The sequence below is a fragment of the Actinoplanes sp. NPDC051861 genome, assembly GCF_040681145.1.
GTDB lineage: Bacteria > Actinomycetota > Actinomycetes > Mycobacteriales > Micromonosporaceae > Actinoplanes.
Genome location: NZ_JBFAYE010000003.1, coordinates 341,502 through 365,438, shown reverse-complemented (window position 1 = coordinate 365,438; position 23,937 = coordinate 341,502). Strand labels below are relative to the sequence as shown.

21 protein-coding genes are annotated in these 23,937 nt (G+C 69.4%); 14 read left to right on the top strand and 7 right to left on the bottom strand.

What is annotated here, in order from left to right; all coding sequences use genetic code 11:
• Nucleotides 1-19: 19 nt before the first annotated feature.
• Nucleotides 20-1,120, top strand: coding sequence for a glycosyl hydrolase 53 family protein (locus tag AB0M02_RS12500; RefSeq protein WP_364225159.1), 1,101 nt, complete (start codon nucleotides 20-22; stop codon nucleotides 1,118-1,120).
• Nucleotides 1,121-1,145: 25 nt separating this feature from the next.
• On the top strand, nucleotides 1,146-2,249 hold the full coding sequence (locus tag AB0M02_RS12495; RefSeq protein WP_364225156.1) for a glycosyl hydrolase 53 family protein: 1,104 nt from the start codon (nucleotides 1,146-1,148) through the stop codon (nucleotides 2,247-2,249).
• 437 nt (nucleotides 2,250-2,686) lie between these two features.
• Here the strand turns inward: AB0M02_RS12495 and AB0M02_RS12490 are convergent, their stop codons facing one another.
• Nucleotides 2,687-3,397 (bottom strand): laminin G domain-containing protein, encoded by a 711-nt coding sequence (locus tag AB0M02_RS12490; RefSeq protein WP_364225154.1) that lies wholly within the window; start codon nucleotides 3,395-3,397, stop codon nucleotides 2,687-2,689.
• Between the two features lie 290 nt (nucleotides 3,398-3,687).
• Between AB0M02_RS12490 and AB0M02_RS12485 the strand changes: the two genes are divergently transcribed.
• Nucleotides 3,688-4,350, top strand: a complete 663-nt coding sequence (locus AB0M02_RS12485) for a hypothetical protein (protein WP_364225151.1) — start codon at nucleotides 3,688-3,690, stop codon at nucleotides 4,348-4,350.
• Here the strand turns inward: AB0M02_RS12485 and AB0M02_RS12480 are convergent.
• Nucleotides 4,347-5,984: an amidohydrolase gene (locus AB0M02_RS12480; RefSeq protein WP_364225149.1), complete on the bottom strand. Its 1,638-nt coding sequence runs from the start codon at nucleotides 5,982-5,984 to the stop codon at nucleotides 4,347-4,349. The two genes, AB0M02_RS12485 and AB0M02_RS12480, sit on opposite strands and share 4 nt — an antisense overlap.
• A 48-nt stretch (nucleotides 5,985-6,032) precedes the next feature.
• Between AB0M02_RS12480 and AB0M02_RS12475 the strand changes: the two genes are divergently transcribed.
• The 4 genes from AB0M02_RS12475 to AB0M02_RS12460 all read left to right on the top strand — a co-directional run bounded on the left by AB0M02_RS12475 (nucleotide 6,033) and on the right by AB0M02_RS12460 (nucleotide 10,683).
• The gene (locus AB0M02_RS12475; RefSeq protein WP_364225147.1) at nucleotides 6,033-7,130 is read left to right on the top strand and encodes an AAA domain-containing protein; all 1,098 of its coding nucleotides are present in this window, start codon (nucleotides 6,033-6,035) and stop codon (nucleotides 7,128-7,130) included.
• Nucleotides 7,127-7,858: a hypothetical protein gene (locus AB0M02_RS12470; RefSeq protein ID WP_364225144.1), complete on the top strand. Its 732-nt coding sequence runs from the start codon at nucleotides 7,127-7,129 to the stop codon at nucleotides 7,856-7,858. Before AB0M02_RS12475 ends, AB0M02_RS12470 begins: the two co-directional genes overlap by 4 nt.
• 82 nt (nucleotides 7,859-7,940) lie before the next feature.
• Nucleotides 7,941-8,495, top strand: coding sequence for a TetR/AcrR family transcriptional regulator (locus AB0M02_RS12465; protein WP_364225141.1), 555 nt, complete (start codon nucleotides 7,941-7,943; stop codon nucleotides 8,493-8,495).
• 13 nt (nucleotides 8,496-8,508) lie between these two features.
• Nucleotides 8,509-10,683, top strand: coding sequence for an MMPL family transporter (locus AB0M02_RS12460; RefSeq protein ID WP_364225139.1), 2,175 nt, complete (start codon nucleotides 8,509-8,511; stop codon nucleotides 10,681-10,683).
• A gap of 226 nt (nucleotides 10,684-10,909) precedes the next feature.
• Here AB0M02_RS12460 and AB0M02_RS12455 read toward each other — a convergent pair whose 3' ends face one another.
• Nucleotides 10,910-12,019: a LacI family DNA-binding transcriptional regulator gene (locus AB0M02_RS12455; RefSeq protein ID WP_364225137.1), complete on the bottom strand. Its 1,110-nt coding sequence runs from the start codon at nucleotides 12,017-12,019 to the stop codon at nucleotides 10,910-10,912.
• A 227-nt stretch (nucleotides 12,020-12,246) separates the two neighbouring features.
• Here AB0M02_RS12455 and AB0M02_RS12450 point away from each other — a divergent pair, with 227 nt between their 5' ends.
• From AB0M02_RS12450 to AB0M02_RS12420, 7 genes are all read left to right on the top strand, one after another.
• Entirely contained in the window at nucleotides 12,247-13,233 is a 987-nt protein-coding gene (locus tag AB0M02_RS12450) for an ABC transporter substrate-binding protein (protein WP_364225135.1), read from the top strand.
• Between the two features lie 80 nt (nucleotides 13,234-13,313).
• On the top strand, nucleotides 13,314-14,840 hold the full coding sequence (locus tag AB0M02_RS12445) for a sugar ABC transporter ATP-binding protein (protein WP_364225133.1): 1,527 nt from the start codon (nucleotides 13,314-13,316) through the stop codon (nucleotides 14,838-14,840).
• The gene (locus tag AB0M02_RS12440) at nucleotides 14,837-15,856 is read left to right on the top strand and encodes an ABC transporter permease (protein WP_364225131.1); all 1,020 of its coding nucleotides are present in this window, start codon (nucleotides 14,837-14,839) and stop codon (nucleotides 15,854-15,856) included. The genes AB0M02_RS12445 and AB0M02_RS12440 overlap by 4 nt, the downstream gene beginning before the upstream one ends.
• Nucleotides 15,853-16,878, top strand: a complete 1,026-nt coding sequence (gene yjfF / locus AB0M02_RS12435) for a galactofuranose ABC transporter, permease protein YjfF (RefSeq protein ID WP_364225129.1) — start codon at nucleotides 15,853-15,855, stop codon at nucleotides 16,876-16,878. Before AB0M02_RS12440 ends, yjfF begins: the two co-directional genes overlap by 4 nt.
• 3 nt (nucleotides 16,879-16,881) lie before the next feature.
• Entirely contained in the window at nucleotides 16,882-18,369 is a 1,488-nt protein-coding gene (araA, locus tag AB0M02_RS12430; RefSeq protein ID WP_364225127.1) for an L-arabinose isomerase, read from the top strand.
• Nucleotides 18,370-18,410: 41 nt separating this feature from the next.
• A complete protein-coding gene (locus AB0M02_RS12425; protein ID WP_364225125.1) occupies nucleotides 18,411-19,145 on the top strand; it encodes a ZIP family zinc transporter in 735 nt (244 codons plus the stop codon).
• Between the two features lie 111 nt (nucleotides 19,146-19,256).
• A complete protein-coding gene (locus AB0M02_RS12420; protein ID WP_364225123.1) occupies nucleotides 19,257-19,745 on the top strand; it encodes a hypothetical protein in 489 nt (162 codons plus the stop codon).
• Here the strand turns inward: AB0M02_RS12420 and araD are convergent.
• From araD to AB0M02_RS12400, 4 genes are read right to left on the bottom strand one after another with little or no spacing between them, the layout of a single operon-like run.
• Complete coding sequence (araD, locus tag AB0M02_RS12415; protein WP_364225120.1) at nucleotides 19,724-20,431, bottom strand: L-ribulose-5-phosphate 4-epimerase AraD; 708 nt, start codon at nucleotides 20,429-20,431, stop codon at nucleotides 19,724-19,726. The two genes, AB0M02_RS12420 and araD, sit on opposite strands and share 22 nt — an antisense overlap.
• Nucleotides 20,432-20,478: 47 nt before the next feature.
• Entirely contained in the window at nucleotides 20,479-21,501 is a 1,023-nt protein-coding gene (gene pstS / locus AB0M02_RS12410; protein WP_364225118.1) for a phosphate ABC transporter substrate-binding protein PstS, read from the bottom strand.
• Complete coding sequence (locus AB0M02_RS12405; RefSeq protein ID WP_364225116.1) at nucleotides 21,498-22,724, bottom strand: hypothetical protein; 1,227 nt, start codon at nucleotides 22,722-22,724, stop codon at nucleotides 21,498-21,500. Before AB0M02_RS12405 ends, pstS begins: the two co-directional genes overlap by 4 nt.
• 47 nt (nucleotides 22,725-22,771) lie before the next feature.
• A complete protein-coding gene (locus tag AB0M02_RS12400; protein ID WP_364225114.1) occupies nucleotides 22,772-23,932 on the bottom strand; it encodes an esterase-like activity of phytase family protein in 1,161 nt (386 codons plus the stop codon).
• Nucleotides 23,933-23,937 lie beyond the last annotated feature (5 nt).

Below are 23,937 nucleotides of genomic sequence, written 5' to 3'. Positions count from 1 at the left end.
TTGTCCACAAAGGAGCGTCATGAAAAAGCTGTCCGTCCTCGTTGCCGCAGTTCTCGCGGTGACCCTCTCCCCAGTCCCGGCCTCAGCTCACAAACCCTCGCCACTCTCCATGCGCGGCGCGGACGTCTCCACGCTTCTGCGCGCTCAGGAGCTGGGCGCCAAGTTCTATGACGTACGAGGTAAGCGCGACAACCCCTACGAGATCCTCCAGCGGGCCGGAGTCAACTACGCCCGGCTGCGGATCTGGAACGACCCGACCAGCGGATACTCGAACAAGGACGCGGTGCTCCGGCAGGCCAGGGCGATCAAGAAGGCCGGCCTCAAACTGCTGATCGACTTCCACTACTCGGACACCTGGGCGGACCCCGGCAAGCAGTTCACGCCGGCCGCCTGGGAGGGCCACTCGCTCACGCAGCTGACGTCGGACGTGTACGACTACACGTACGATGTCTGCTCTTCTTTGAAGAGGCAGGGCACCACGCCCGACAGCATCCAGGTCGGCAACGAGATCAACGTCGGGATGCTGTGGCCGGTCGGATATGTCGCCAATAGCGACTTTTATCCGCTTTCACAGCTGCTTAATGCGGGATATGACGCCACGAAGGCCTGTAACCGCTCCACCACGGTCATGATCCACACTGCGCTGGCCGGCAACATCGACGCGGCGCACTGGTTCTACGACGGGATCACCGCGCAGGGCGTCAAGTGGGACATCACCGCGCTCTCCTACTACTGCATGTGGCACGGCAGCCTGGACAACCTGCGCACGGCCCTCACCGACGTCCGCGACCGGTACGGCAAACCGACAGTGATCGCCGAGACCGCCTACCCCTGGACCACCGAGAACTTCGACCACCTCGAGAACATCATCACCTCGGACGCACCGTGCGACGGGATCCCGGCCACTCCCCTGGGCCAGGCCCAGCAGTTCAACCAGGTGCAGCAGGTCGCCCGCGAGGCGGGTGCGCTGGGCGTCTTCTACTGGGAGCCCACGTGGACCGCGATCGACGGCAACGGCTGGGACACCGAGAACATCGAGACGTCGGGCAACGCCTGGGAGAACATGGCGACCTTCGACGACTCGGGCCGGATCAACCCCTACATCCGCTGGCAGCGCTAATCCCCCCTTCTCACCGAGGAGCGCCATGAAACCGTCCCTGCGCGCCCTGGTGACGACCGCCGTCCTGGCCGTCACCGTCGCGATCACCCCCGCCCCCGCACAAGCCGCCTCCCTCACCATGCTCGGCGCCGACGTGTCGACGCTGCAGCGCACGCTCGACCTCGGCGGCAAGTACTACAACGCCTCCGGAGCACAGGCCGACCCGTACGACATCCTCAAGACGGCCGGCGTCAACTACGCCCGGCTGCGCATCTGGAACAACCCGGCCAGCGGCTACAACAACAAGGCCAAGGTCCTGCAACAGGCCAGAGCGATCAAGGCCAAGGGCCTCAAACTGATGATCGACTTCCACTACTCGGACACCTGGGCCGACCCGGGCAAGCAGTACCCGCCCGCGGCCTGGGCCTCACACTCGCTCACGCAGCTGCAGAGCGACGTCTACAACTACACGTACGACGTATGCACCGCCCTGAAGTCCCAGGGCACCACCCCGGACAGCGTCCAGATCGGCAACGAGATCAACGTCGGCATGCTCTGGCCCCGCGGCCAGGTCGTGAACAGCAACTTCGCCCCGCTCGCGTCGCTGCTCAAGCAGGGCTACAACGCGACCAAGGCGTGCAACAGCGGCACCCAGGTGCTGATCCACACCGCCGACGCGGACAGCATGACCAACGCCCGCTGGTTCTACGACGGCATCCGGGCGGCCGGGGTCACCTGGGACATCACGGCGCTGTCCTACTACTGCATGTGGCACGGCACCCTGGCCAACCTCTACAACGTCATCACCGACATGCGCAATCGGTACGGCAAGCCGGTCGTCATCGCCGAGACCGCCTACCAGTTCACCTCGGCCGACGCCGACAGCACCGCGAACTCCATCCCCGGAACCGTCCTCTGCGACAACATCCCCTCCAGCTGGGCCGGGCAGGCGCAACAGTTCAGCTGGGTCCAGAACACCGCTCGCAACGCCGGCGCCGTCGGCGTCTTCTACTGGGAACCCACCTGGTACGCCATCAAGGGCAACGGCTGGGATCCCGCCAACATCAACGGCACCGGCGACGGCTGGGACAACATGGCCGTCTTCGACTGGACCGGCCGAGTGAACCCCAACATCCGCTGGACCCCGTAACCCCTCTTGCCCGGTCCGGCCTCGCCGGACCGGGCAGCCCGTCCCCGCATCCCCCACCGGCTGGCACTGAGGCAGCGTTGAACGCCTTGCCAACTCGCCTCAGTGCCGGCCCGCACCGTCCAGATGGCGCTGAGACAGGTTTGCGGGCGCTGAAGCCGGACTCCCTGCCGGCCGGCGCCGAAACGGCAAGCGGCGGCGCCAGGCTGTGGCACCGCCGCCGCGAGAACGAACGTTCTCTCTGTCAGAACGAACGTTCTCTCTGCGAGAAGGAACGTTCTACCTCCGAGAACGAACGTTCTCTCTGCCGAAGGCAGAGAGAACGAAGGCAGAGAGGCCGAACGCAGAGCCCGCCCGCGGACCCGCTTCTTGCCCTCGCGCCGCGAGAACGAACGTTCTCCCTCTCGAAGAGAGGGAGAACGAAAGAGAGAACGTTCGTTCTACCAACGCGGATCCACAGCCTCGATCAGGATGTAGTCCAGATCCCCCGCGTAGTAGTCACACCCCACCTCACGCTGATCACAATCCAGCTTCCCCCCGATGGACACAGGCCACGTATTGGCGATCGGCCCGGTCCACCCCGCCCGAGAAGCCACCTGCCGCCCGTCAATGAACATCGCGATCCCACTGCTCACCCGAACACACCGGACCACATGCCAGACCCCGTCATTGATCCGGTACGGCGCGAACAGCTCCATCGTCCCCTTGCTGCCCCGATACGTACACTCCACCCGGCCGTTGGGGATCTGCAGCTTGAAACTGCCGCCGGCAACAGTCGCCTGGCCCTTCTGGATGATGTTGCCGAACTTGTTGGTGGTACGCAGCCGCACCGTCACCGAGAAGTTCCGGCTGCCCGGGTTGAGCGCGTCGCTGTGCGGCACCACGACCAGATGCTGCGGATGGGTCGGCGGGGTGTCCGGTTCGAGCCGTTCGAAGCGGTACCCGCTGGAGTGCAGCCCGACCTCGCTGCCGATCCGGCCGTGATGCCCGCGGCCGCTGCTGTCGATCATGCGGGTGGAGCCGGGTGCTTCGTCCATGGTCCAGACGGCCACCTCGTACGGGGACACGACGGCCGCCGAGGCACTCCCCGGGTAGGACACGGCGGTGAGCACCAGGACGGTCAGCAGGGCCAGTGATCGGCGACATCCCATGGAAAATCCTCGAGGGGCGTAGGGCAGGTACAAATCGAGCTTAATGGGCTAGATGTACTTTTTGTCCTCAACGGCCGAAACGGCTGCTTGGTGTGCCCGTTCGTTTACTGAGGATCTCTCGCAACAGTCCGCAACGGCTTGGTAGCATCCGCCGATCATGCGCTGCGCACCGGCAGAAGAATGCCGGAGCGGCACCGATGAGACCGGTGCGTAAGCAAGACTGGCAACCAGTGAAGGATCGTGTCGAAGTGCTGCTCAATGGGACGAATGGTGAGACCTCGGAGCATGCTGTGATCGCGCCCAACCCCGGCCTTCCGAACCAGGCTCTTCAGGTGCTCGCGCTGGCTCAGCGCACCGCCGAGGAGCACGTCGCGAGCGCCCAGCACCACGCGGACAAGATTCGTACCGACGCCCTGGCGGCGGCGGAGCAGATCGCCCGCGACGCCCAGGCCCACGCCAACAACGTCCGGCGTGAGGCCGACCGGGTCCTCGCCGAGGCGCGCGCCGCGGCCGAGCAGATGGCCCGGGACGCGCAGGCGCACGCGGAGGACGCCCGCCGCACCGCCGAGAAGATCGTGGCCGACTCCCGCGCGCGGGCCGAGACGATCGGCGCGGACGCTGTCGCCGGTGCCGAGCAGCTGCGGCACCAGGCTCAGCAGCGCTACGACGACGTGGTCGGCAGCCTCGGCGTCAAGCGTGAGGCCCTGCAGCAGCAGATCGAGGCCCTGGAGGACTTCGACCGGGAGTACCGGGGACGGCTGACCGCGTTCATGCAGGGCCAGCTACGCGCCCTCTGGATGGACGCACCGCAGGTCACCGGCGAGGTCCTCGATGAGGAGCCGATCGCCGAGGAACTGGAGGCGGCCCCGCCGCGGCACGCGCAGGCCGCGGCCGAGCCGGTGGAGGACGACGAGGAGTTCGAGGACGACGAAGAGCTGCAGCAGCAGAACTAAGCCGCGTACACGACCCGCCCGTCGACATAGGTGAGCGCCACCCGCGCCTCACCGATCTCGGCGGGCGGTGCCGCGAACGGGTCCCGGTCGAGCACCACCAGGTCCGCCCGGTTGCCCGCCCGCAGCGTGCCGGTGTCGTCGAGCCGGTTCACGTACGCCGAACCCGCCGTGTACGCGGTCAGCGCGGTGGCCAGGTCCAGCGCCTGCGCACCCAGGAACGGCTCGTAGTCGCTGCCGTGATGCACCCGGTTCACCGCCACGTGGATCGCCTGAAGCGGGTCCGGCGTCGTCACCGGCCAGTCGCTGCCCGCCGCGAGGTGGGCGCCGGCCCGCCGCAGGTCGCCGAACGGGTACTGCCGGGCGGCGAGCTCCGGGTCGAGGAACGGGATCGTCAGGTCGTCCATCTGCGGTTCGTGCGAGGCCCAGTACGCCTGCAGGTTCGCCGTCGCGCCGAGCTCGCGGAACCGCGGCACGTCGTCCGGGTGCACCACCTGCAGATGCGCCAGGTGCGGCCGGGTGTCCCGGTGGCCGTTCGCCGCACGCGCCGCCGCCACCGCGTCGAGCGCGTCGCGCACCGCCCGGTCACCCAGCGCGTGGAAGTGCACCTGGAACCCGAGCCCGTCCAGCTCCGTGACGTATCCGCCGAGCCGCTCCGGGTCGATGAACGACAGCCCGGCGTTCGTGGTGGCGCACCCGCACCCGTCCAGGTAGGGCGCGGTCATCGCCGCCGTGAAGTTCTCCGCCACCCCGTCGAGCATCAGCTTCACACTGTCGCTGCGCAGCCGCCCGGTGGTGAACCGCTCCCGCTTCTCCAGCAGGCCGGCGATCTGTTCCGCGCCGAGGTCCCGGTTCCACCAGAGCGCCCCGACGACGGTCGCCGTCAGCGTTCCGTCCACGGCCGCGGCCAGGTACGCGTCCGACACGTCCGGATAGCCGTTGGCCCCGCACATCATCGCCTCCTGCCAGGCCGTCACGCCCAGCGAGTGCAGCAGATCCTGTCCCCGCAGCAGCCCGGCGAGCCGGTCGGCCGGGGTGACCTCGGGCAGCAGGCCGGTCACGAGCCGCATGGCACCCTCTTGGAGCCCGCCCGCCGGGGAGCCGTCGGCCGCCCGGTCGATCCGGCCGTCCGGCGGGTCGGGGGTCTCCGCGGTGATGCCCGCGAGCTCCAGGGCGCGGCCGTTCACCCAGGCGCCGTGGTGGTCCCGGTTGACCAGGTAGACGGGACGCCCCGGCACGACCCGGTCGAGCAGTTCACGGCCGGGCACCCCGCCCGGGAAGACCTCCATGGCCCAGCCGCCGCCCACGATCCACCCGTCGCCCGGATTCGCGTCCGCGTACGCCCGCACCCGCGACAGGTACTCGCCGAGATCCGTGGTCCCGGTCAGATCGCACTGGTTGAGCTCCACCCCGCCCATCACCGCGTGCACGTGGGCGTCCTGGAAGCCGGGCAGCAGCAGCCGGCCGCGCAGGTCGACGGTCTCGGTGCCGGGGCCGGCCAGGTCACGAACCTGGTCGGCGCCGACGGCGAGGATCCGGCCGTCGCGGACCGCGACCGTGGTGGCGTGCCCACGGGCGGGGTCGGCGGTGAACACCGGGCCGCCGGTGAGGATGAGGTCTGCGTACGGAGTGGTCATAGGAACATGATCGTGCCCTTTCGAGCCGGGCGCCGGTATCTTTGCCGAATGGCGTCGACCTCTGTCGATCTCGGACACGACGAGGGCCGTGACGGACGCGACGAGGGCCCTGCGGACTTCTGCGCGAGCCTGGAGGCTGCCGTCGCGCGGAACGCCGCGGGCCTCGACGCGCGGATCCAGCGGGACGCGATCGTCCGGCTGCGCGCCAGCCCGGGACTGCTGGCGCTGCTGTCCGAGGGGCGGTGGGCCGAACCCGGCGAGAGATCGGCAAGCACCGACGTGATTCAGCGCGCTTTACGCGTACCCGATATGTTTTGCCTGATAGCGCAACCCGGCGTCAACCGTGCGCAGACCGTCCTGGAGATCGTGCGATCCGCCGCGAAGCGCGGTGAGCGAATCCTGATCACCGCGCCCACCGCCGCCGCGCTCGACACCGTCGTCTCCCGGCTGCCGCACGGGCCCACGGTGATCCGCACCGACCGCGACGGACATCTCGCCACGGTCGCCGCCCGGCTCCAGCGACGGATTCTGGAGAGGTCCGAGAGCTCCTCGAAGAACCTGGGCGCCTGGCTCGGTGAGCCGTCGCCGGCGAAGGGCCGGCTGCGGCGCCTGAACCTCACCCTGGACGAGGCGCGACGGGCACGGAAACAGTGCGTCACCGTCCGCACGCCGTTCACCGAACTCGCCGCGCAACGCGCGCTGGAGTCCGCCGAGCGCTCCGCGCACCAGCTGGCCCGCATGCTCACGGGCGTCGTCCCGGTGCCGCACTGGACCGCCGACCTCCGCGGCCTGGAAGCCTTCGCCGGGCACTGCGGCGACCTGGAGCCGACCCTGCGCGCCCGGGCCGGCCTGATCCGCGAGTGGCGGCAGCGGGCCGCCCGCCCGAGCCGGCAGCTGCACGCCGAGCTGCTGCGCTACGCCGACATCGTCGTCACCACCTGCCTCGGCGCCGGCCGTCCCGAGCACGCCGACCTGGACTTCGACCTGCTCGTCGTCGAGGACGCCGGCCGGGTGACCACCGCCGAGGCCCTGGTCCCGCTGGTCCGGGCCCGCCGCGCGGTGCTGGCCGGCACCGCCGCCCGGGGCAGCGTGCTGGACCACGTGCTGGCGCACGCACCCGAGGCCAACCGGGCGCACCTGCCGTGAGCGACGGCGCCCACCTGCCGCTGCGTGAGGTGACCCGCCGCGTCGAGGCGCTGCCCGACGTGCGCCCGCTGCGGATCCTGCCGCTGCTGCTGCCGATGTGGGCGGCCGAGGTGGTCGCGACGGTACGCGAGTCCCAGCCCTACGACGTCCTCGACCGCTACCTGGCCCGCGCGATCGACTCCGGCCTTCTCGACATCGAGGAGCTGGCGACGTTCTTCGGTGTGGAGCCCGCGATCGTCTCCCGCGCGTTGCGTTTCCTGGCCGGCATCGGGCACCTGGCCCGGGACGACAGGGGCCGTCTCACGCTCACCGGCCTGGGCCGCCGTTCGCTGGCCGACGGACGGCGCTATCAGCTGTTCCAGGGCCGCCGCCTGCTGCTGCGCTTCGACGGCTTCACCGCGGCACCGGTCCCCTATTCCTGCTCGGCCGGCTCCGTCTGGCTCCGCGCGCCGGAACTGACCCTCTCCGACGGCACCGCGTTCCAGCTCGTGGACGGCGGGACGGCGCTGCCCGGCGACGCGGTGGCCGCTCTGCTGGCCCGCGACGACCTCGCCGACTTCACCGGCCCGGTCGAGCCGGTGGAGGCCGAGCAGCACGGGACACGCCCCCTGTGGCTGCCGGTCTACCTGGTCGAGTGCGAGGACGAGCCGCTGGTCTTCGGGCGGGCGCTGGACGGGCCGGACCCGTACCTCGCCCGTTTGATGGTTTCCCGCCCCATCGCTGGGTAATCAGACCCTCGCATCCCGAAGTGTGGGGACCGCCACGGTCCCTGACGGACCAGGTTGGTCCTCTACGGTCTACGGTGGTCCTATGCCGCGCCCCACCAAGCAGCAGATCGACGACGAGATCATCGACGCGGCCGCGCACCTGTTCGCGCGGCACGGCTTCAAGGAGACGTCGGTCCAGCGCATCGCGGACACGGTGGGCTATTCCAAGACCGGCCTGCTGCACCGCTTCCCCACCAAGGAGACACTGCAACAGGCCGTCGTGGACCGGTGCGTCCAGCAGATCCACGAGACCACCACCGGCGTCGCCGACCTTCCGCCCGGCCCGGAGCGGGACCGTGCGGTGATCACGGCGTTCGCGAGGCTCGCGCTGGCCCAGCCCGGTGCCGTTCAGCTGCTCCTCTCCTCCCTGGTCAGCGAGCCGGACGGGGAGATGGGCGCCGCACTGCAGGTGGTCGGGGACGCGGTCGGCGCGGCGTTCGGCATCGAGTTCCTCTGCGACCAGACCCGGACCCTGCGGGTCACCGGCGCGCTCGGTGCCCTCGCGGTGGCCAGCGTGACGCTGCGCGACCACATGACCCCCGAGGCGACGGCCGTCCTGGTCGAGGTCGGCTACGACGCCCTCGGGCACCACCACTAACAAGGGATCCCCCATGGCAACGCTGCTGCACCGTCTCGGTCTGGCATCGGTACGGCACCGGATCATCGTGACGCTCGCCTGGCTGTTGGCCCTCGTGGCCGTCGGTGTCGGCGCGGCCACGCTCTCCGGGTCGACCGCCAACACGTTCAGCATTCCCGGCCAGGAGTCGACCACCGCGCTCGACCTGATGAAGGACAAGTTCGGCGCGGCGTCGGCGGGCGCGACCGTCCAGGTGGTGTTCGAGGCGCCGGCCGGGCAGAAGGTCACCGACCCGGCCAACGCCGCACAGATCGCGCAGGTGGTCGGCAACCTCGGCAAGCTGCCGGGCGTGGTGGCCGCCAGCAACCCGCTCGACCCGCAGGCGCCGGCCGTCTCCCAGGACCAGGGCGCGGCGTACAGCCAGGTCTCCTACGGCGTGCAGCCCTCCGAGGTCACCGACGACCAGCGGGCCGCCGTGCTCAGCGCGGTCGACGCCGGTCGCGCCGGCGGTCTCACCGTCGAGGCACGCGGTGAGGCCCTGAGCAACCCGGCCGACATCGGCGGGGCATCCGAGATCCTCGGTGTGGTGGTCGCGCTGATCGTGCTGGCCCTCACGTACGGCTCCCTGATCGCCGCCGGCATGAACCTGCTGACCGCGATCGTCGGCGTCGGCATCGGCGCGGCCGGCATCGTCACCCTCACCGGCTTCGTCGACCTGCAGTCCACCACCCCGATCCTCGCGGTGATGCTGGGCCTGGCCGTCGGCATCGACTACGCGCTGTTCATCGTCACCCGCCACCGGCACGAGCTGCGCCGCGGCCTCGACGTCGAGGCGGCCGCCGCCATGGCGGTCGGCACCGCCGGCGCGGCCGTGGTCACCGCCGGCCTCACCGTGGTGATCGCCCTGGCCGGCCTGTCCGTCGTCGGCATCCCGTTCCTCAGCGAGATGGGCATCGCCGCGGCCGCCACCATCGTCATCGCCGTCCTGGTCGCGATCACCCTGGTCCCGGCGATCCTCGGCTTCATCGGCCACCGCGTCCTCCCGCGCAAGGAGCGCGCGCCGCGCGGCTTCATCAGCGGCTGGTCCAACCTGGTCACCGGCCAGCGCATCCTCAGCCTGGTCCTTGCGGTCGCCGCGCTCGCGGTGATCGCCATCCCGTTCTTCTCGATGGAGACCACGCTCAACCAGCGCGCCGCCGAGGGCAGCACCCAGGCCAAGGCGCAGGCCGTCATGGACACCCGCTTCGGCCCCGGCGTGAGCAACCCGCTGCTGATCCTCGTCGACGGCCCGAACGCGCCGGCCCGCGCGGCCGACGTGCAGAAGCAGGTCGCCGGCCTGCCCGACGTCGCCTTCGTGACCCCGCCCCGGCCCAGCCAGGACCAGTCCGCCGCCCTGATCACGATCATCCCGGCGTCCGGCCCCGAGGACGAGAAGACGGTCAACCTGGTCAACACGATCCGCGACCAGGTCACCGACGACGCCGTCTACGTCACCGGCAACACCGCGGTCAGCATCGACGTCTCGCAGAAGCTCAACGACGCCCTCCCGGTCTACCTAGCCCTGGTCGTCGGCCTCGCGTTCGTCCTGCTCGTGCTGGTCTTCCGCTCCCTGCTGGTCCCGGTCGTCGGCGTCCTGGGCTTCCTGCTCACCATCGGCGCCGCCTTCGGCGCCACGGTCGCCGTCTTCCAGTGGGGCTGGGCCGCCGCAGCCGTCAACGCGGGCTCCACCGGCCCGATCCTGAGCCTCGCCCCGATCATCATCGTCGGCATCCTCTTCGGCCTGGCCATGGACTACCAGGTCTTCCTGGTCTCCCGCATGCACGAGGCCCACGCCCACGGCGCCACCCCTCGCGACGCCATCGTCACGGGCTTCCGTCAGGCCGCCCCCGTCGTCGTGGCCGCCGCCACCATCATGTTCGCCGTCTTCGCCGCCTTCGTCCCCGAGGGCAACGACACCATCAAGCCCATCGCTTTCGCCCTGGCCGTAGGCATCGCCTTCGACGCCTTCATCGTCCGCATGATCGCCGTCCCCGCCGCCCTGGCCCTCCTCGGCCGCTCCGCGTGGTGGCTCCCCCGCTGGCTGCGCTGGCTCCCGGAGCTGGACGTCGAGGGGGCAGCCTTGGAACGCAAGCCCCCCGCGCCGGTTCCGGCACCGCGCCACGCCGCCCCGGAGAACGAGGTCCCGGCCGACACTGTCGCCTCCCGCTGACCCGTCCATCACCCCGGCGCCGTCTCACTCACCCCGAGCGAGACGGCGCCGAGCCGTTTCTTCCCCCAGGGGTACGCGAGTCGCGCTCTGCCTCCAGATGACTCGCGACCACCTGCCACCCAAGGCCACACGGCGACTCTCGCGCCATTGCAACCCCACTCAATTTGCGTGTGAAGTACGGCCCCCCTCCGCACCCCAACTCCACACGGAAGGTTTGGTTTGGGTTTCAGCTGATGAGGAGGCGGGGGGTGGAGGTGCTGCTGCGCGGGATCAGGCGGGGGGCGACCAGGACGGCCTCGGGTGGGGCGTCGTCGGAGGGGCGGCCCATGTGGCGCAGCAGGACGGCCAGGGCGCGGCGCCCGAGTTCGCCGAAGTCCTGGTGGACGGTGCTCAGTGGGGGGATGAAGTAGCCGGAGTCGGGCATGTCGTCGTAGCCGACCACGCTCACGTCCTCCGGCACGCGCCGGCCGGCCTCGTGGAGTGCCCGCAACACGCCCAGCGCGATCCGGTCGTTGGCGCAGAAGATCGCGGTCACGAAGGGGTCAGCCGCCAGCCGCAGCCCCTGTTCGTAGCCCGCCGCGGCGTCCCACCACCCGGCCGTGACAGGTGGGACGACGGCGCCCGCGGCGTAGAGCGTCTCGCGCCACCCGTCGACCCGCGCCTGCGACTCCGGCCAGTCCGGCGGGCCGGCGACGTGATGGACGGTGGCGTGCCCCAGGTCCAGCAGGTGGCGGGTGGCCAGGCGGGCGCCGGCCGTGTTGTCCACGCGTACCGTAGGAAAAGGATCACCACCTGAGCCCGCGCCGCCCACCGCGACGCACGCCAGGCCCGCGGGCGCGTGAGTCAGCGCGGTGATCACCGACGGCTTGGGCGCGATCGCGATGATCCCGTCCACGTCGTGCTGGGCGAGACGGTCGACCGCCTCCAGGACCAGCCGGTGCGCCAGCTCGCGCACGGTGGCGACGCTGACGAGATATCCGGCTGCCCGCGCGGCGCTCTCGATGCCGTAGAGCATGGACTCCGGGCCGAAGAGGGTGGTCTCGAACCCGATGATGCCGAGCGTGTGCGACTCGCGGGTGGCGAGGGTGCGCGCGGCCAGGTTGCGACGGTAGTTGAGCGACCGCATCGCGGCAAGGACGCGTTCGCGGGTCTCGGCCCGCACGTTGGGATGTTCGTTGAGCACCCGCGAGACCGTCTGGTGGGAGACCCCGGCCAGCTTCGCCACGTCGCGCATGACGGTGCCGCGTTCCTTGGCCGCCCGGGGCGCTCGCAGCGGGCGGAGATCGGGCTGGTGATCGGCCGGATCGGTGTCCGGCGCTGGTGCGGGGGTCGCCATTGGACGATGTGTATCAGGTGACGGTTCGATGACCATGAGCGATAGCGCCGTTCTTGCAACAGGCTGGAAACGTTGATCCAGATCTCTTGACGACCGGGATGAGAACGGTAACACTCACGAAACGCAAGCTGTGACCCCGGTCGCAGCGGTACGCAGATTCATGCGGTCATGGCAGGTCAGCCATCCGCTGCTCAATTTGTGAACGGTAACAGTTTCGGGAGGTTATAGTGCGTACGAAGCTCTCCGCGGCCGTGCTGAGCGGTGTCCTCGCCGTCTCGGCGCTCGCCGGTTGTGGCGACAGCGGTGGCGGCGACTCCGGCTCCGGCTCCGACGACGGCAAGATCACCCTCGGCTTCTCCCAGGTGGGTGCCGAGAGTGGCTGGCGGACCGCCAACACCAAGTCCATCCAGGAGTCGGCGACAGCGGCCGGCATCGATCTTCAGTTCTCCGACGCACAGGGTAAGCAGGAGAACCAGATCACCGCGATCCGTAACTTCATCACGCAGAAGGTCGATGTCATCGCCTTCTCCCCCGTGGTCACCTCGGGCTGGGACGCCGTGCTGAAGGAGGCCAAGGACGCCGGCATCCCGGTGATCCTGACCGACCGCGCGGTCGACTCGCAGGACACCTCCCTCTACGAGAGCTTCATCGGCTCGGACTTCGTGGTGGAGGGTCAGAAGGCCGGCGACTGGCTGGTCAAGGAGTACGAGGGCAAGACCGACCCGGTCAACGTCGTGGAGCTGCAGGGCACCACGGGCTCGGCGCCGGCGATCGACCGCCAGAAGGGCTTCGCCGAGAAGATCGCGGCGAACCCGAACATCAAGGTCGTGAAGTCGCAGACCGGTGACTTCAAGCGCTCCGACGGCAAGACTGTGATGGAGCAGTTCCTGCAGTCCACCCCGGACATCGACGTGCTTTACGCTCACAACGACGACATGGGCCTGGGCGCCATCGAGGCGATCGAGGCGGCCGGCAAGAAGCCCGGCACCGACATCAAGATCATCACCGTTGACGCGGTCAAGGACGGCATGACGGCCCTGGCCGACGGCAAGATCAACTTCATCGTGGAGTGCAGCCCGCTCCTCGGCCCGCAGCTGATGGAGCTGGTCAAGAAGGTCAACGCCGGCGAGACCATCGAGAAGCGGGTCCTCACCGAGGAGACCACCTTCACCCAGGAGCAGGCGAAGGAAGCCCTTCCCACCCGTCAGTACTGATCGATACCGCACTGATCGATACCGCTGTTGCCCCGGCCGGCCCGGCCGGGGCAACGCGCGGAGCTCGAAACGGAGCAAGAATGGGCGACCAGTCCCCGGTCCTCGAGATGACCGGAATCAGAAAAGTCTTTCCCGGCGTCGTCGCCCTCGACGGCGTCGATTTCCGGTTGTTGCCGGGTGAGATCCACGCCCTCATGGGTGAGAACGGCGCCGGCAAGTCCACCCTGATCAAGGTGCTGACCGGCGTCTACACGATCGACGGCGGCACGATCACGCTCGGCGGCGAGCAGGTGAACTTCTCCGGCCCGCTCCAATCGCAGCAGGCCGGCGTGAGCACGGTCTACCAGGAGGTCAACCTCTGCACCAACCTCTCGGTCGCGGAGAACATCTTCATCGGGCGTGAGCCGCGACGCTTCGGCAAGATCCAGTGGGGCACGATGCGGCGCCGCGCCGCCGAACTGCTCGCCCGGCTCGATCTGGACCTCGACGTGTCCGCGCCGCTGAACACGTACTCGCTGGCCATCCAGCAGATGGTCGCGATCGCCCGCGCCGTGGACGTCTCGGCACGAGTGTTGATCCTCGACGAGCCGACGTCCAGCCTGGACGCGTCGGAGGTCGAGCAGCTCTTCAAGGTCATGCGACGGCTCAAGGCCGACGGCGTGGCCATCCTGTTCGTCTCGCACTTCCTCGACCAGATCTACGAGGTCTCCGACCGGCTCACCGTGCTGCGCAACGGCCAGCTGATCGGTGAGTACCGGACCGCCGACCTGCCCCAGGTCCAGCTCGTCGAGAAGATGATCGGCAAGGAGCTGGCCGCGCTCGAGGACGTCGAGGACAAGGCGCAGCGGACCCGTGAGAAGGCGGCCGAGGCCAAGCCGATCGTCGAGGCGCGGCAGCTGGGCCGCAACGGGGCGATCGCACCGTACGACCTGACGATCCACGCCGGTGAGGTGGTGGGCCTGGCCGGTCTGCTGGGATCCGGCCGGACCGAGCTGGCCCGTCTGCTCTTCGGCGCGGACAAGGCCGACAACGGCGAGCTGAGCATCGACGGCAAGCCGGTGAACCTGCGCAATCCGCAGGTGGCGATGAAGCGGGGGATCGCCTTCTCCTCGGAGAACCGCCGTAGCGAGGGGATCATCGGTGACCTCAGCGTCCGGGAGAACATCATCCTGGCGCTGCAGGCCTCGCGGGGCTGGACCAGGCCGATCCCGCGCCGCCGGCAGGACGAGATCGTCGAGAAGTACATCAAGGCGCTGCAGATCCGGCCCGCCGATCCCGAGCGCCCGGTACGCAACCTCAGCGGCGGCAACCAGCAGAAGGTGCTGCTCGCCCGCTGGCTGATCACCGAGCCGAAGCTGCTCATCATCGACGAGCCGACCCGCGGTATCGACGTCGGCGCCAAGGCCGAGATCCAGCGGCTGGTGGCCGAACTCGCCGACGGCGGCATGGCCGTGCTGTTCGTCAGCGCCGAGCTGGAGGAGGTCCTCCGGCTCAGTCACAAGATCGAGGTGCTGCGGGACCGGCGGCTGGTCGAGGAGCTGGAGAACACGGCCGACGTCGACGCCGACCGCATCATGCAGACCATCGCCAGCGGAGCAACCTCATGACCACCATCTTCAAGCACAGGTTGTTCTGGCCGGCCGCCATCCTCGTGGTGCTGCTGGTCATCAACATGTTCACCTCCAACCAGTTCGTCACGATCCGGGACGGGCACCTGTTCGGGACGCTGATCGACATCCTGCGCGGCAGCGCGCCGCTCGTCCTGGTCGCGCTCGGCATGACCCTGGTCATCGCCACCGGCGGCATCGACCTGTCGGTGGGCTCGGTGATGGCGATCTCCGGCGCGGTCGCGTGTCTGCTGATCAGCGACCTCGGTGACCAGAACGCGGTCGGCCCGGTCCTGCTGATCATGGGCATCGCGATCGCCGTGTCACTCGTGATGGGACTGTGGAACGGCGCGCTGGTCGCGATGATCGGTATTCAGCCCATCATCGCGACGCTGATCCTCATGGTGGCCGGCCGCGGCATCGCCCAGCTGATCACCGACGGCCAGATCATCAACGTGCAGTCCCGCCCGTACGCGACGATCGCCTCCGGCTTCTTCCTCACCCTGCCGGTGGCCTTCCTCGTCGCCGCCGCCGCGGTGGCCCTGATCCTGCTGCTGACCCGCCGCACCGCGCTGGGCCTGCTGCTGGAGTCGGTCGGCGGCAGCCCGACCGCCAGCCGCCTGGCCGGCATCGGCGCACGGCGGCTCACCATCATGGTGTACGTGCTGTCCGGCGGCTTCGCCGGGCTGGCGGGCCTGATCTACAGCGCGAACATCAAGAGCGCGGACAGCATCGCGGCCGGCAACCTGATCGAGCTGGACGCCATCCTGGCCGTGGTCATCGGTGGCACCGCGCTGATCGGCGGCCGGTTCTCGATCGCCGGCACCGTGCTCGGCGCCGTCCTGATCCAGGCGCTCGGCGTCACCGTCGTCGCCATCGGCGTACCGTCCGACCTCACGCTGCTGTTCAAGGCGGTCGTCGTGGTCGCCCTCTGCCTGTCGCAGTCCCCGACGTTCCGGGCGAAGGTGTTCGGGCGCTTCAAAGCACGTCCCGTTGGAGCGGAGGTCCCGGCATGACCGCCATCGACATGACGCCGGAGACCGGCAAGAAGCCCGGTTCCCCGGCCAACCCACGGCACCGGGTGTACCGGCCGAACGCCAAGTACATCCCGATCCTGGCGACCCTCGCCCTGCTGCTGATCATGTACGGCACCGGCGTCGGCAACTACGAGAACTTCGGCCAGCCCAGCGTCGTGGTCAACCTGTTCCGCGACAACGCCGTCCTGCTCGTCGTCGCGGTCGGCATGACGTTCGTGATCCTCACCGGCGGCATCGACCTGTCGGTCGGCGCGGTCATCTCGATGACCACCACGCTGACCGCCACCCTGCTGCAGGGCGGCTGGCCCCCGTACGTCGTGCTGGTCCTGGTCCTGCTGCTGGGCTCGCTGCTCGGCGCCGGGCAGGGCGCGGTGATCCACTACTTCAAGGTGGAACCGTTCATCGCCACCCTGGCCGGCCTGTTCCTCGCCCGGGGCATCGCGCTGTTCATCAACCAGTCGTCGATCCCGATCCGCGACGAGACCTGGAAGGCGATCTCGGAATACCGGATCGTCCTGGCCGAGGGCGTCGTCACCAAGCCGATCGCCATCGTGGCGCTCGCCTCGGTGCTGATCGCCGCCGCCGTCCTGGCCTGGACCCGGTTCGGCCGCAACGTCTACGCCATCGGCGGCAACGCCGACTCCGCGCTGCTCATGGGCCTGCCGGTCGGCCGGACCCGGATCGCCGTGTACACCCTCAGCGGGTTCTGCGCGGCGCTCGGCGGTGTGCTGTTCAGCATCAACTCCACCTCCGGCTGGGCCCTGCAGGGCAACGGCCTGGAGCTGGACGCGATCGCCGCCTGCGTCATCGGCGGCGTGCTGCTGACCGGCGGCGCCGGTTACGTGGTCGGCACGCTGCTCGGCGTGATGGTCACCGGTCTCATCCAGACGATCATCATCTTCCAGGGTGACCTGAACTCGGCGTGGACCCGGATCATCGTCGGCGTACTGCTCTTCGCCTTCATCGTCATGCAGCGCCTCGTCACCAGAAAGGTGAAGTGACACATGAGCAACGGGGAAGTCTGGTTCCTCACCGGCAGCCAGGGTCTCTACGGTCCGGAGACCCTGGAGCAGGTCGCTTCGCAGTCCCAGGAGATCGCCCGCCAGTTGGACGGGCAGCTCGACGCCGACGTGGTCTGGCAGCCGGTGCTGACCAGCGCCGAGCAGATCCTGGACATCTGCCGCCGCGCCTCGTCCACGCCCGGCGTGCTCGGCGTGATCACCTGGATGCACACGTTCTCACCGGCGAAGATGTGGATCGCCGGCCTGGACGCGCTGCGTGCCCCGCTGCTGCACCTGCACACCCAGCACAACGTCGAGCTGCCCTGGTCCGAGATCGACATGGACTTCATGAATCTCAACCAGGCGGCGCACGGCGACCGTGAGTTCGGCTTCATCGAGAGCCGGCTCGGTGTGCCGCGCAAGACCGTGGCCGGGCACGTCAGCAACCCGGCGGTGGTCGCGCGGATCGCGACGTGGGTGCGGGCGGCGCGCGGCTACGCCGCGATGCGCAACCTCAAGCTGGCACGGTTCGGCGACAACATGCGCGACGTCGCGGTCACCGAGGGGGACAAGGTCGAGGCGCAGTTGCGCTTCGGGGTTTCCGTCAACACGTACGGGGTCAACGACCTGGTTGCCGTCGTAGACCAGGTCCTGGACGCCGAGATCGACAAGCTCGTCCAGGAATACTCCGATATTTACGAAATTTCGCCTGAACTGCGTGCTGGCGGCGAAAGGCATGATTCTCTCCGCTATGGTGCCCGGATCGAGCTCGGGCTCCGGCAGTTCCTCGCCGAGGGCGGATTCCGCGCGTTCACCAGCAACTTCGAGGACCTGGGTGGACTGCGGCAGCTACCCGGGCTCGCGGTGCAGAGGCTGATGGCCGACGGGTACGGCTTCGGCGGCGAGGGCGACTGGAAGACCTCGGTGCTGGTGCACACGCTCAAGGCGATGGTCCCCGGCGGTGCGACGTCCTTCATGGAGGACTACACGTACGACCTGACCCCCGGCAACGAGGTCATCCTCGGCGCGCACATGCTGGAGGTCTGCCCGACCATCGCCGCCGGCACCCCGCGCCTGGAGATCCACCCGCTCGGTATCGGCGGCCGCGAGGACCCGGTCCGGCTGGTCTTCGACGCGGCACCCGGCTCGGCGATCGTCCTCGGACTGGCCGACCTGGGCGAGCGGTTCCGCCTGGTGGCCAACGAGATCGAGGTCGTGCCGCCGACGGCGCCGCTGCCGAAGCTCCCGGTGGCCCGCGCCGTCTGGAAGCCGGCGCCGTCGCTGTCCACGTCGGCCGAGTGCTGGCTGACCGCCGGCGGACCGCACCACACCGTCATGTCGAAGTCGGTCGGCGCCGAGGAACTGGCCGACCTCGCCGAGATGGTGAACACGGAACTGCTGGTCATCGACGAGGCGACCACGACCCGGTCGTTCGTCAAGGAGGTGCGCTGGAACCAGGCGTACCACCGGCTGGCCCGCGGCTTCCGCTGACAGGGTCGCTTTCCGGCCCGGCATCCTGACAGGATCAGGTCATGCCGGGCTGGATGCAAGCGGGTGGGTGGGGTCTGCTCGCCGGATCCGCGCTGCTGGTCGGCGCGGCGGCGGTCTACCTCACCCGAATCCCGCAGCGGATCATCGCCTCGATCATGGCGTTCGGTGCCGGCGTGCTGCTCTCCGCCGTCGCCTTCGAGCTGATCGGCGAGGCGTACGACCAGGCCGGCATGCCCTGGACCGCATCCGGAGCGGTCGCCGGCGCCCTGATCTACACCGGATGCAACGTGCTGCTGGCCCGTCGCGGCGCCCGTAACCGGAAACGGTCGGCGGGTCGCGATCAGGACGGCTCCGGCCTGGCCCTCGCGCTCGGCGCCCTGCTCGACGGCATCCCCGAGTCCATAGTGATCGGAACCAGTCTTCTCGGCGGCACCGGCGTCAGCGCCGCCACGGTGGCCGCCGTCTTCATCTCCAACGTCCCCGAGGGCCTGTCCAGCGCCGCGGGCCTGCGGGCCGCCGGGCGCTCCAAGACGTACGTCTTCGCCCTCTGGACCGGCATCGCCCTGATCAGCGCTCTGGCCGCGATCCTCGGATACACCGTCCTCGGCTCAGCGCCCGCTGTCCTCCTGGGCTGGATCACCGCCCTGGCCGGCGGCGCCATCCTCACGATGGTCGCGGACACCATGATCCCCGAGGCGTACGAGAACGCCCACCTGCTGACCGGCCTGATCATCGTGCTCGGGTTCCTCGCGTCCTTCGCCCTCTCGCACCTCTGAAACCGTCCGTTATCCGACTGACACTCCTCGGTGACGAACGGACGCATCGACCGCCCGCACCGTTACAGTCCGAGGGGTGCTCGACGACGAGACCACCGGCCGGTGACCGGGATGACCGTGGGATCTTCGGGCTGGCTGCGCCGCCGCCGGCACCCGCGACTCTCCGGCACGCTGCACATCCGTGACACCACCGGCCACGAACTGACCGTCCCGCTGCGCGGCCGTGCCGCGGTGCTCACCGCCGGAGGCACCGGCCTGACCGGTTACGGCGAAGTCTGGGCGGTGCACACCACCGCCTCCTCCGCCGAGACCGCACTGATGATCAGTTACGGCCCGGACGGCCCCGCCGACGGCCGCGAGTCCGGCCTCTGCGCCCCGGGCGAGACCATCACGCTCGGCAAGGTCGAGTTCACCTGGCACCCACCACCGGTCCCGGCCGTCCCGCAGCAGCGCTCCGGCAGCGACTTCCCGCGCAACCAGCGCTCGCAGCCGGCCAAGTCCCTCAACCTCCGCGACGAACCCCCGGCCGCCGGCCTGCGCCGGCGGCTGCGGAACATGGTCCGCGGAGTGACCGAGGATCAGGGGCGCGGGTTGCCGTAATACGCGCCCGGTCCGTGCTTGCGCTTGAAGTGCCGCTCCGCCAGGTGAGCCGGGATCGCCGCGGCCGGGTTGACGGCCAGGGTCTTCAGGGCCATCTCCGCGACCGCCTCGCAGATGATGCCGTGCTCGACCGACTTGCCCGGCGTGGCGCCCCAGGTGAACGGGCCGTGGTTGGCCACCAGCGCGGCCGGCATCGCCGCCGCCGACTCGTCGTCGCCGATCAGCTCGACGATCACCCGGCCGGTGTTCAGCTCGTAGTCGGTGGCGCACTCGGCGGCGGTCAGGCCCCGGGACACCGGGACCGGGCCGTTGAAGGTGTCCGCGTGAGTGGTGCCGAGCAGCGGGATGTCGCGGCCCGCCTGCGCGAAGGCCACGGCGTTCGTGGAGTGGGTGTGCGTCACGCCGCCGATCGAGGGCCACGCCAGGTAGAAGGCCCGGTGGCTCTCGCTGTCGACGGAGGGCCGCAGGTCGCCCTCGATGACCTTGCCGGTCTCCAGGGAGACCGGGACGAGCGAGTCCTCGGTCAGGTCCGCGTAAGCCACTCCGGACGGCTTGATCAGGTAGTAGCCGCCGTCACGGTCGATGCCGCTGACGTTGCCCCAGGTCAGCTGGGCCAGCCCGGCCTCCGGGATCCTGAGGTTCGCCCGCAGCACGGCCTCGCGCAGGGCCTTCGAACCGTACGTCACTTCGCTCTCCTCGACCCGGCGATGTTAACGCTAACCATAGCCGAGTCTCACCTCAGACCGGCGACGACCTGCGCAACCCGGGCCCGCAGCGCCTCCGGCAGCGGGACGTAACCCGCGCTCACCGCGGTCTGCTGCCCGGACGTACCGGCGGCGTAGGCCAGGAAGCTGCGCGCCGCCGCCGACGTCCCGGTCGCACACACCACCTCATATGTGACAGCGACCAGCGGATATCCCTCAGCCGACGGGTTCATCGCGATCCGGAGGTCCTCGTCGATCGACGCGTTCTCCAGAGCCCGCCCGGTCGCGTAGTCACTCGGCCCCGAGAAGCCCCGCGACGGGTCGCCCAGCCACGCCGCCGGCAGGTCCGCGGCCCGCGCGAAGGAGGCCTCGATGTAGCCGATCGCCCCGTCCGTACGCGCGATCGCCGCCGCCACCCGATGACTCCCCCGCTCCTCCGCGCCGCCCTTGACCGGCCAGGTGCTGCCACTTCCAAAAGACCATTCAGGGGACGTCGAGAGGAATTTCGTGAAATTGGCGGTGGTGCCGGAGTTGTCGGATCGATGAATCGGCCGAATTCGAGTGGCCGGCAGCGCCACCCCCTTATTGTCCGCAACAATTGTCGGATCGTTCCAGACCGTGATGGCACCCGAGAATATCTTCGCTGCCACGGCCGGCGACAGATTCAGGATCTCCGCACCCGCCACGTTGTAGGCGAGCGCGACCGGACTGACCACCAGCGGCAGATGCACCGCGGGCCCGTCGCACCGCGCGTCCACCTTCTTCTGATCCCCGGCGCTGAGGAACGCGTCAGTCCCCGCGAAGTCCCCGGCACCACCCGCGAACGCCTGGACCCCGGCACCCGAGCCCACGCTCTCGTAGGAGATCGCCGAGTCAGCGCACGAGATCTGGTAGTCCATGATCCAGGCGTGCACGACGTTGGTCTGCGCCGAGGACCCCTGCCCGCTGACCGAACCCGCCGCGCACGCGATCCGCTCCACGTCGGGGGTGGGCGGCGACGAGCACCCGGCCAGCGCCAGACCGAGAACGCCCAGGAGCGCGAGCTTGTTCACCGATACTCCGCCAATCTTCTGCGTACGCCCGAAAGAGCCAGAGCGACGACAAGCGCGAGGCCCGTCAGAGGAAGGACCACCCACCCGGTCAGGGTGGTCTGCGCGGAGCGAAGCGCCGCGTCGAAGTCCCGCTCCTGACGCCAGGTCACCGCCGCGACCGCCGCGTCGTAGTACGCGAAGTCGAACGTCGCGTCGCCCCGCTTGATCCCGGTCAGCGCGCCGATCGCCTCCGCTGTCCGCCCCTGATCAGCCAGCGCGACAATCCGCGCGTGCCCCCGCTCGTAGGCCTGCCACCGCGCGAAAGCCTCCGGCCCGGCCAGCGACGCAAGCCCCGTGGCCGATGAGAAATCGCAGACCGCCTCCCCGGCCAGGCAGGCCGACTTGGCCACGAAGTCGTCCCGGTAGTAGGCGAGATTGCCACTGACCACGTAACGGCTCGTGTCAGCCGCCGCGTCATAGCTCACCGCCCGCAACCGGGACAGCTTCAGGTAGGGCGCGACCGCCTCCACCCGAGCCGCAGCCATCCGGTCCTGCTGCGCGTCGAGCACCACCGTCGCCGCGCCGATCAGCAGCATGACGATGCCGGTCGCGGCGAGCAGCGCCGGGTTGAGCAGACGGCGGAACCGGCGGGCCAGCCACACCTGCTGCGCCAGGAGCAGGACCACCAGTGCACCGCCCACCAGCACGAGCAGCGCGGCGGCGGTCGACTCGGTCTGCTGCTTCGCCTCGTACGCCCGATCGAGATCCTCCTCGCTCTGATCGAGGAGCCGCTCGGCGGCGGGCAGCAGCCGCTGGTGCAGCACGTTCGTGGCCTGCGTGTAATAGCCACGGTCGGAGGCGATCTGCGCCTGCCCGACGAGCTGGCGGTAGACGGCCAGCCCGTCCATCAGCTCGACCACGACGCCGGAGTCCGTGGCGGTCAGGTCACGCAGGTCCGCGTCGACCTGCCGCCCGCGCTCCCGGTAGCGCCCGAGCGCGTCGATCCGGCTGCCGGCGTTCTCGTCGGCGTCACCGGCCAGCAGGACCCGGGTGGCCTGGGCGTCGAGGTCGCTCAGCGCGAAGTACAGATCTGCGGCGACGACCCCGCGCGGGGCCGCCTCCTCGCCGATCACCCGGACCTGTTCGCGCACCTGGGACATCACCAGGGCCAGGCTCACCATCAGGGTGGCCGCGAGTGCGATCACCAGCCCGGTCCAGAGTCGCAACCGGGCTGGTGTCTCCATTACCGACACGTCGTCAAAATAGAACCGCGACGCAATAAACCGTTCGTTTACCTGAGCGACTTCGGCAGGGCGATCTCAATCCACTCATTGTTGTCCGCGACGCCCGCGGTGCGGCCCGAGGAGAACGGGAAGTTGTTGTCGTTGAGAACGGCGATCTTCCGGTCGTCGATGATCACGACGTCCTCGATCGTCTGGAACGGGAAGGTGAACGTGGTGCCGAATCCGCCGAGCTTGCGCGGGTTGGCGATGTTCATCAGGTCGACCAGCAGCGTCTTGGCGAGCGAGCCGTCACGCTTCTTCTGGGCGACGTAGATCCGCTTGAACACGGCGGTGGCGCCCTGGCCGTTGTCCCGTTCGATGATCAGGAAACGGTCCCGGTCCACCACGATCGCGTCGCCGATCGCGTTGGCCGGGGACTCGAGCTGGTACGTCCACCGTTTCCCGGTGTACTGCCCGGTCCGGGTGTCGAACTCGTTGAGCCGCAGCTGCCCGGCCGGGTCACCGGCCACGGTCCCTTCGAGCAGGGCGTAGAGGTAGCGGCCGTCCGAGGAGCCGGCCAGACCCTCGAAGCCCTTGCTGCTGCCGATCGTCGCGGTCGCGCCGGTGCGGGCGGCGGTCTCCGGCGCGATCACACCGTCCAGCGGCGTGGGTGCGGCGAGCAGGCGCCCGGCACGGTCGAAGTGCAGGATGTACGGGCCGAACTCGTCGCCGATCCAGTAGGAGCCGTCCGCGGCCTTGACGATCGACTCGACGTCGAAGTCGGCGCCGGTCAGGACACGGTCCTCCCGCGTGAGTGCCCACGGCACCCTGCCGTTCGGGTCGGTCAGGTTGACGCCGCCGAGAACGTCCACGGTGCCGGTCGCGAACGCCGGGGCCAGCCGCTGGATCCGCAGCAGGAAGTCACCCGAGTTGGCCTTGTTGCCGTATCCGTTGTCGGACAGCACGTCGTAGGTGCCGTCACGGTTGCGCGCGATGCCGGAGAACCCCTGCACCGGCTGGTCGGCGAAGGGCGCGACGAAGCCGTTGAGGTTGCCGGTGACCAGGCTGCCGGACGGCTCGCTGCCGGGCACGAACGTACCGGCCGGCAGGGAGGCGAAAGCGGTCAGCGTGGGCGTGGTGATCTTCGAGTGGCCGCCGGCGACGGAGGCGGTGCCGCCGAACGCCATGGTGACGACCACGGCGCCGGCGAGGAAACCGATCTTTCTCATGTGGC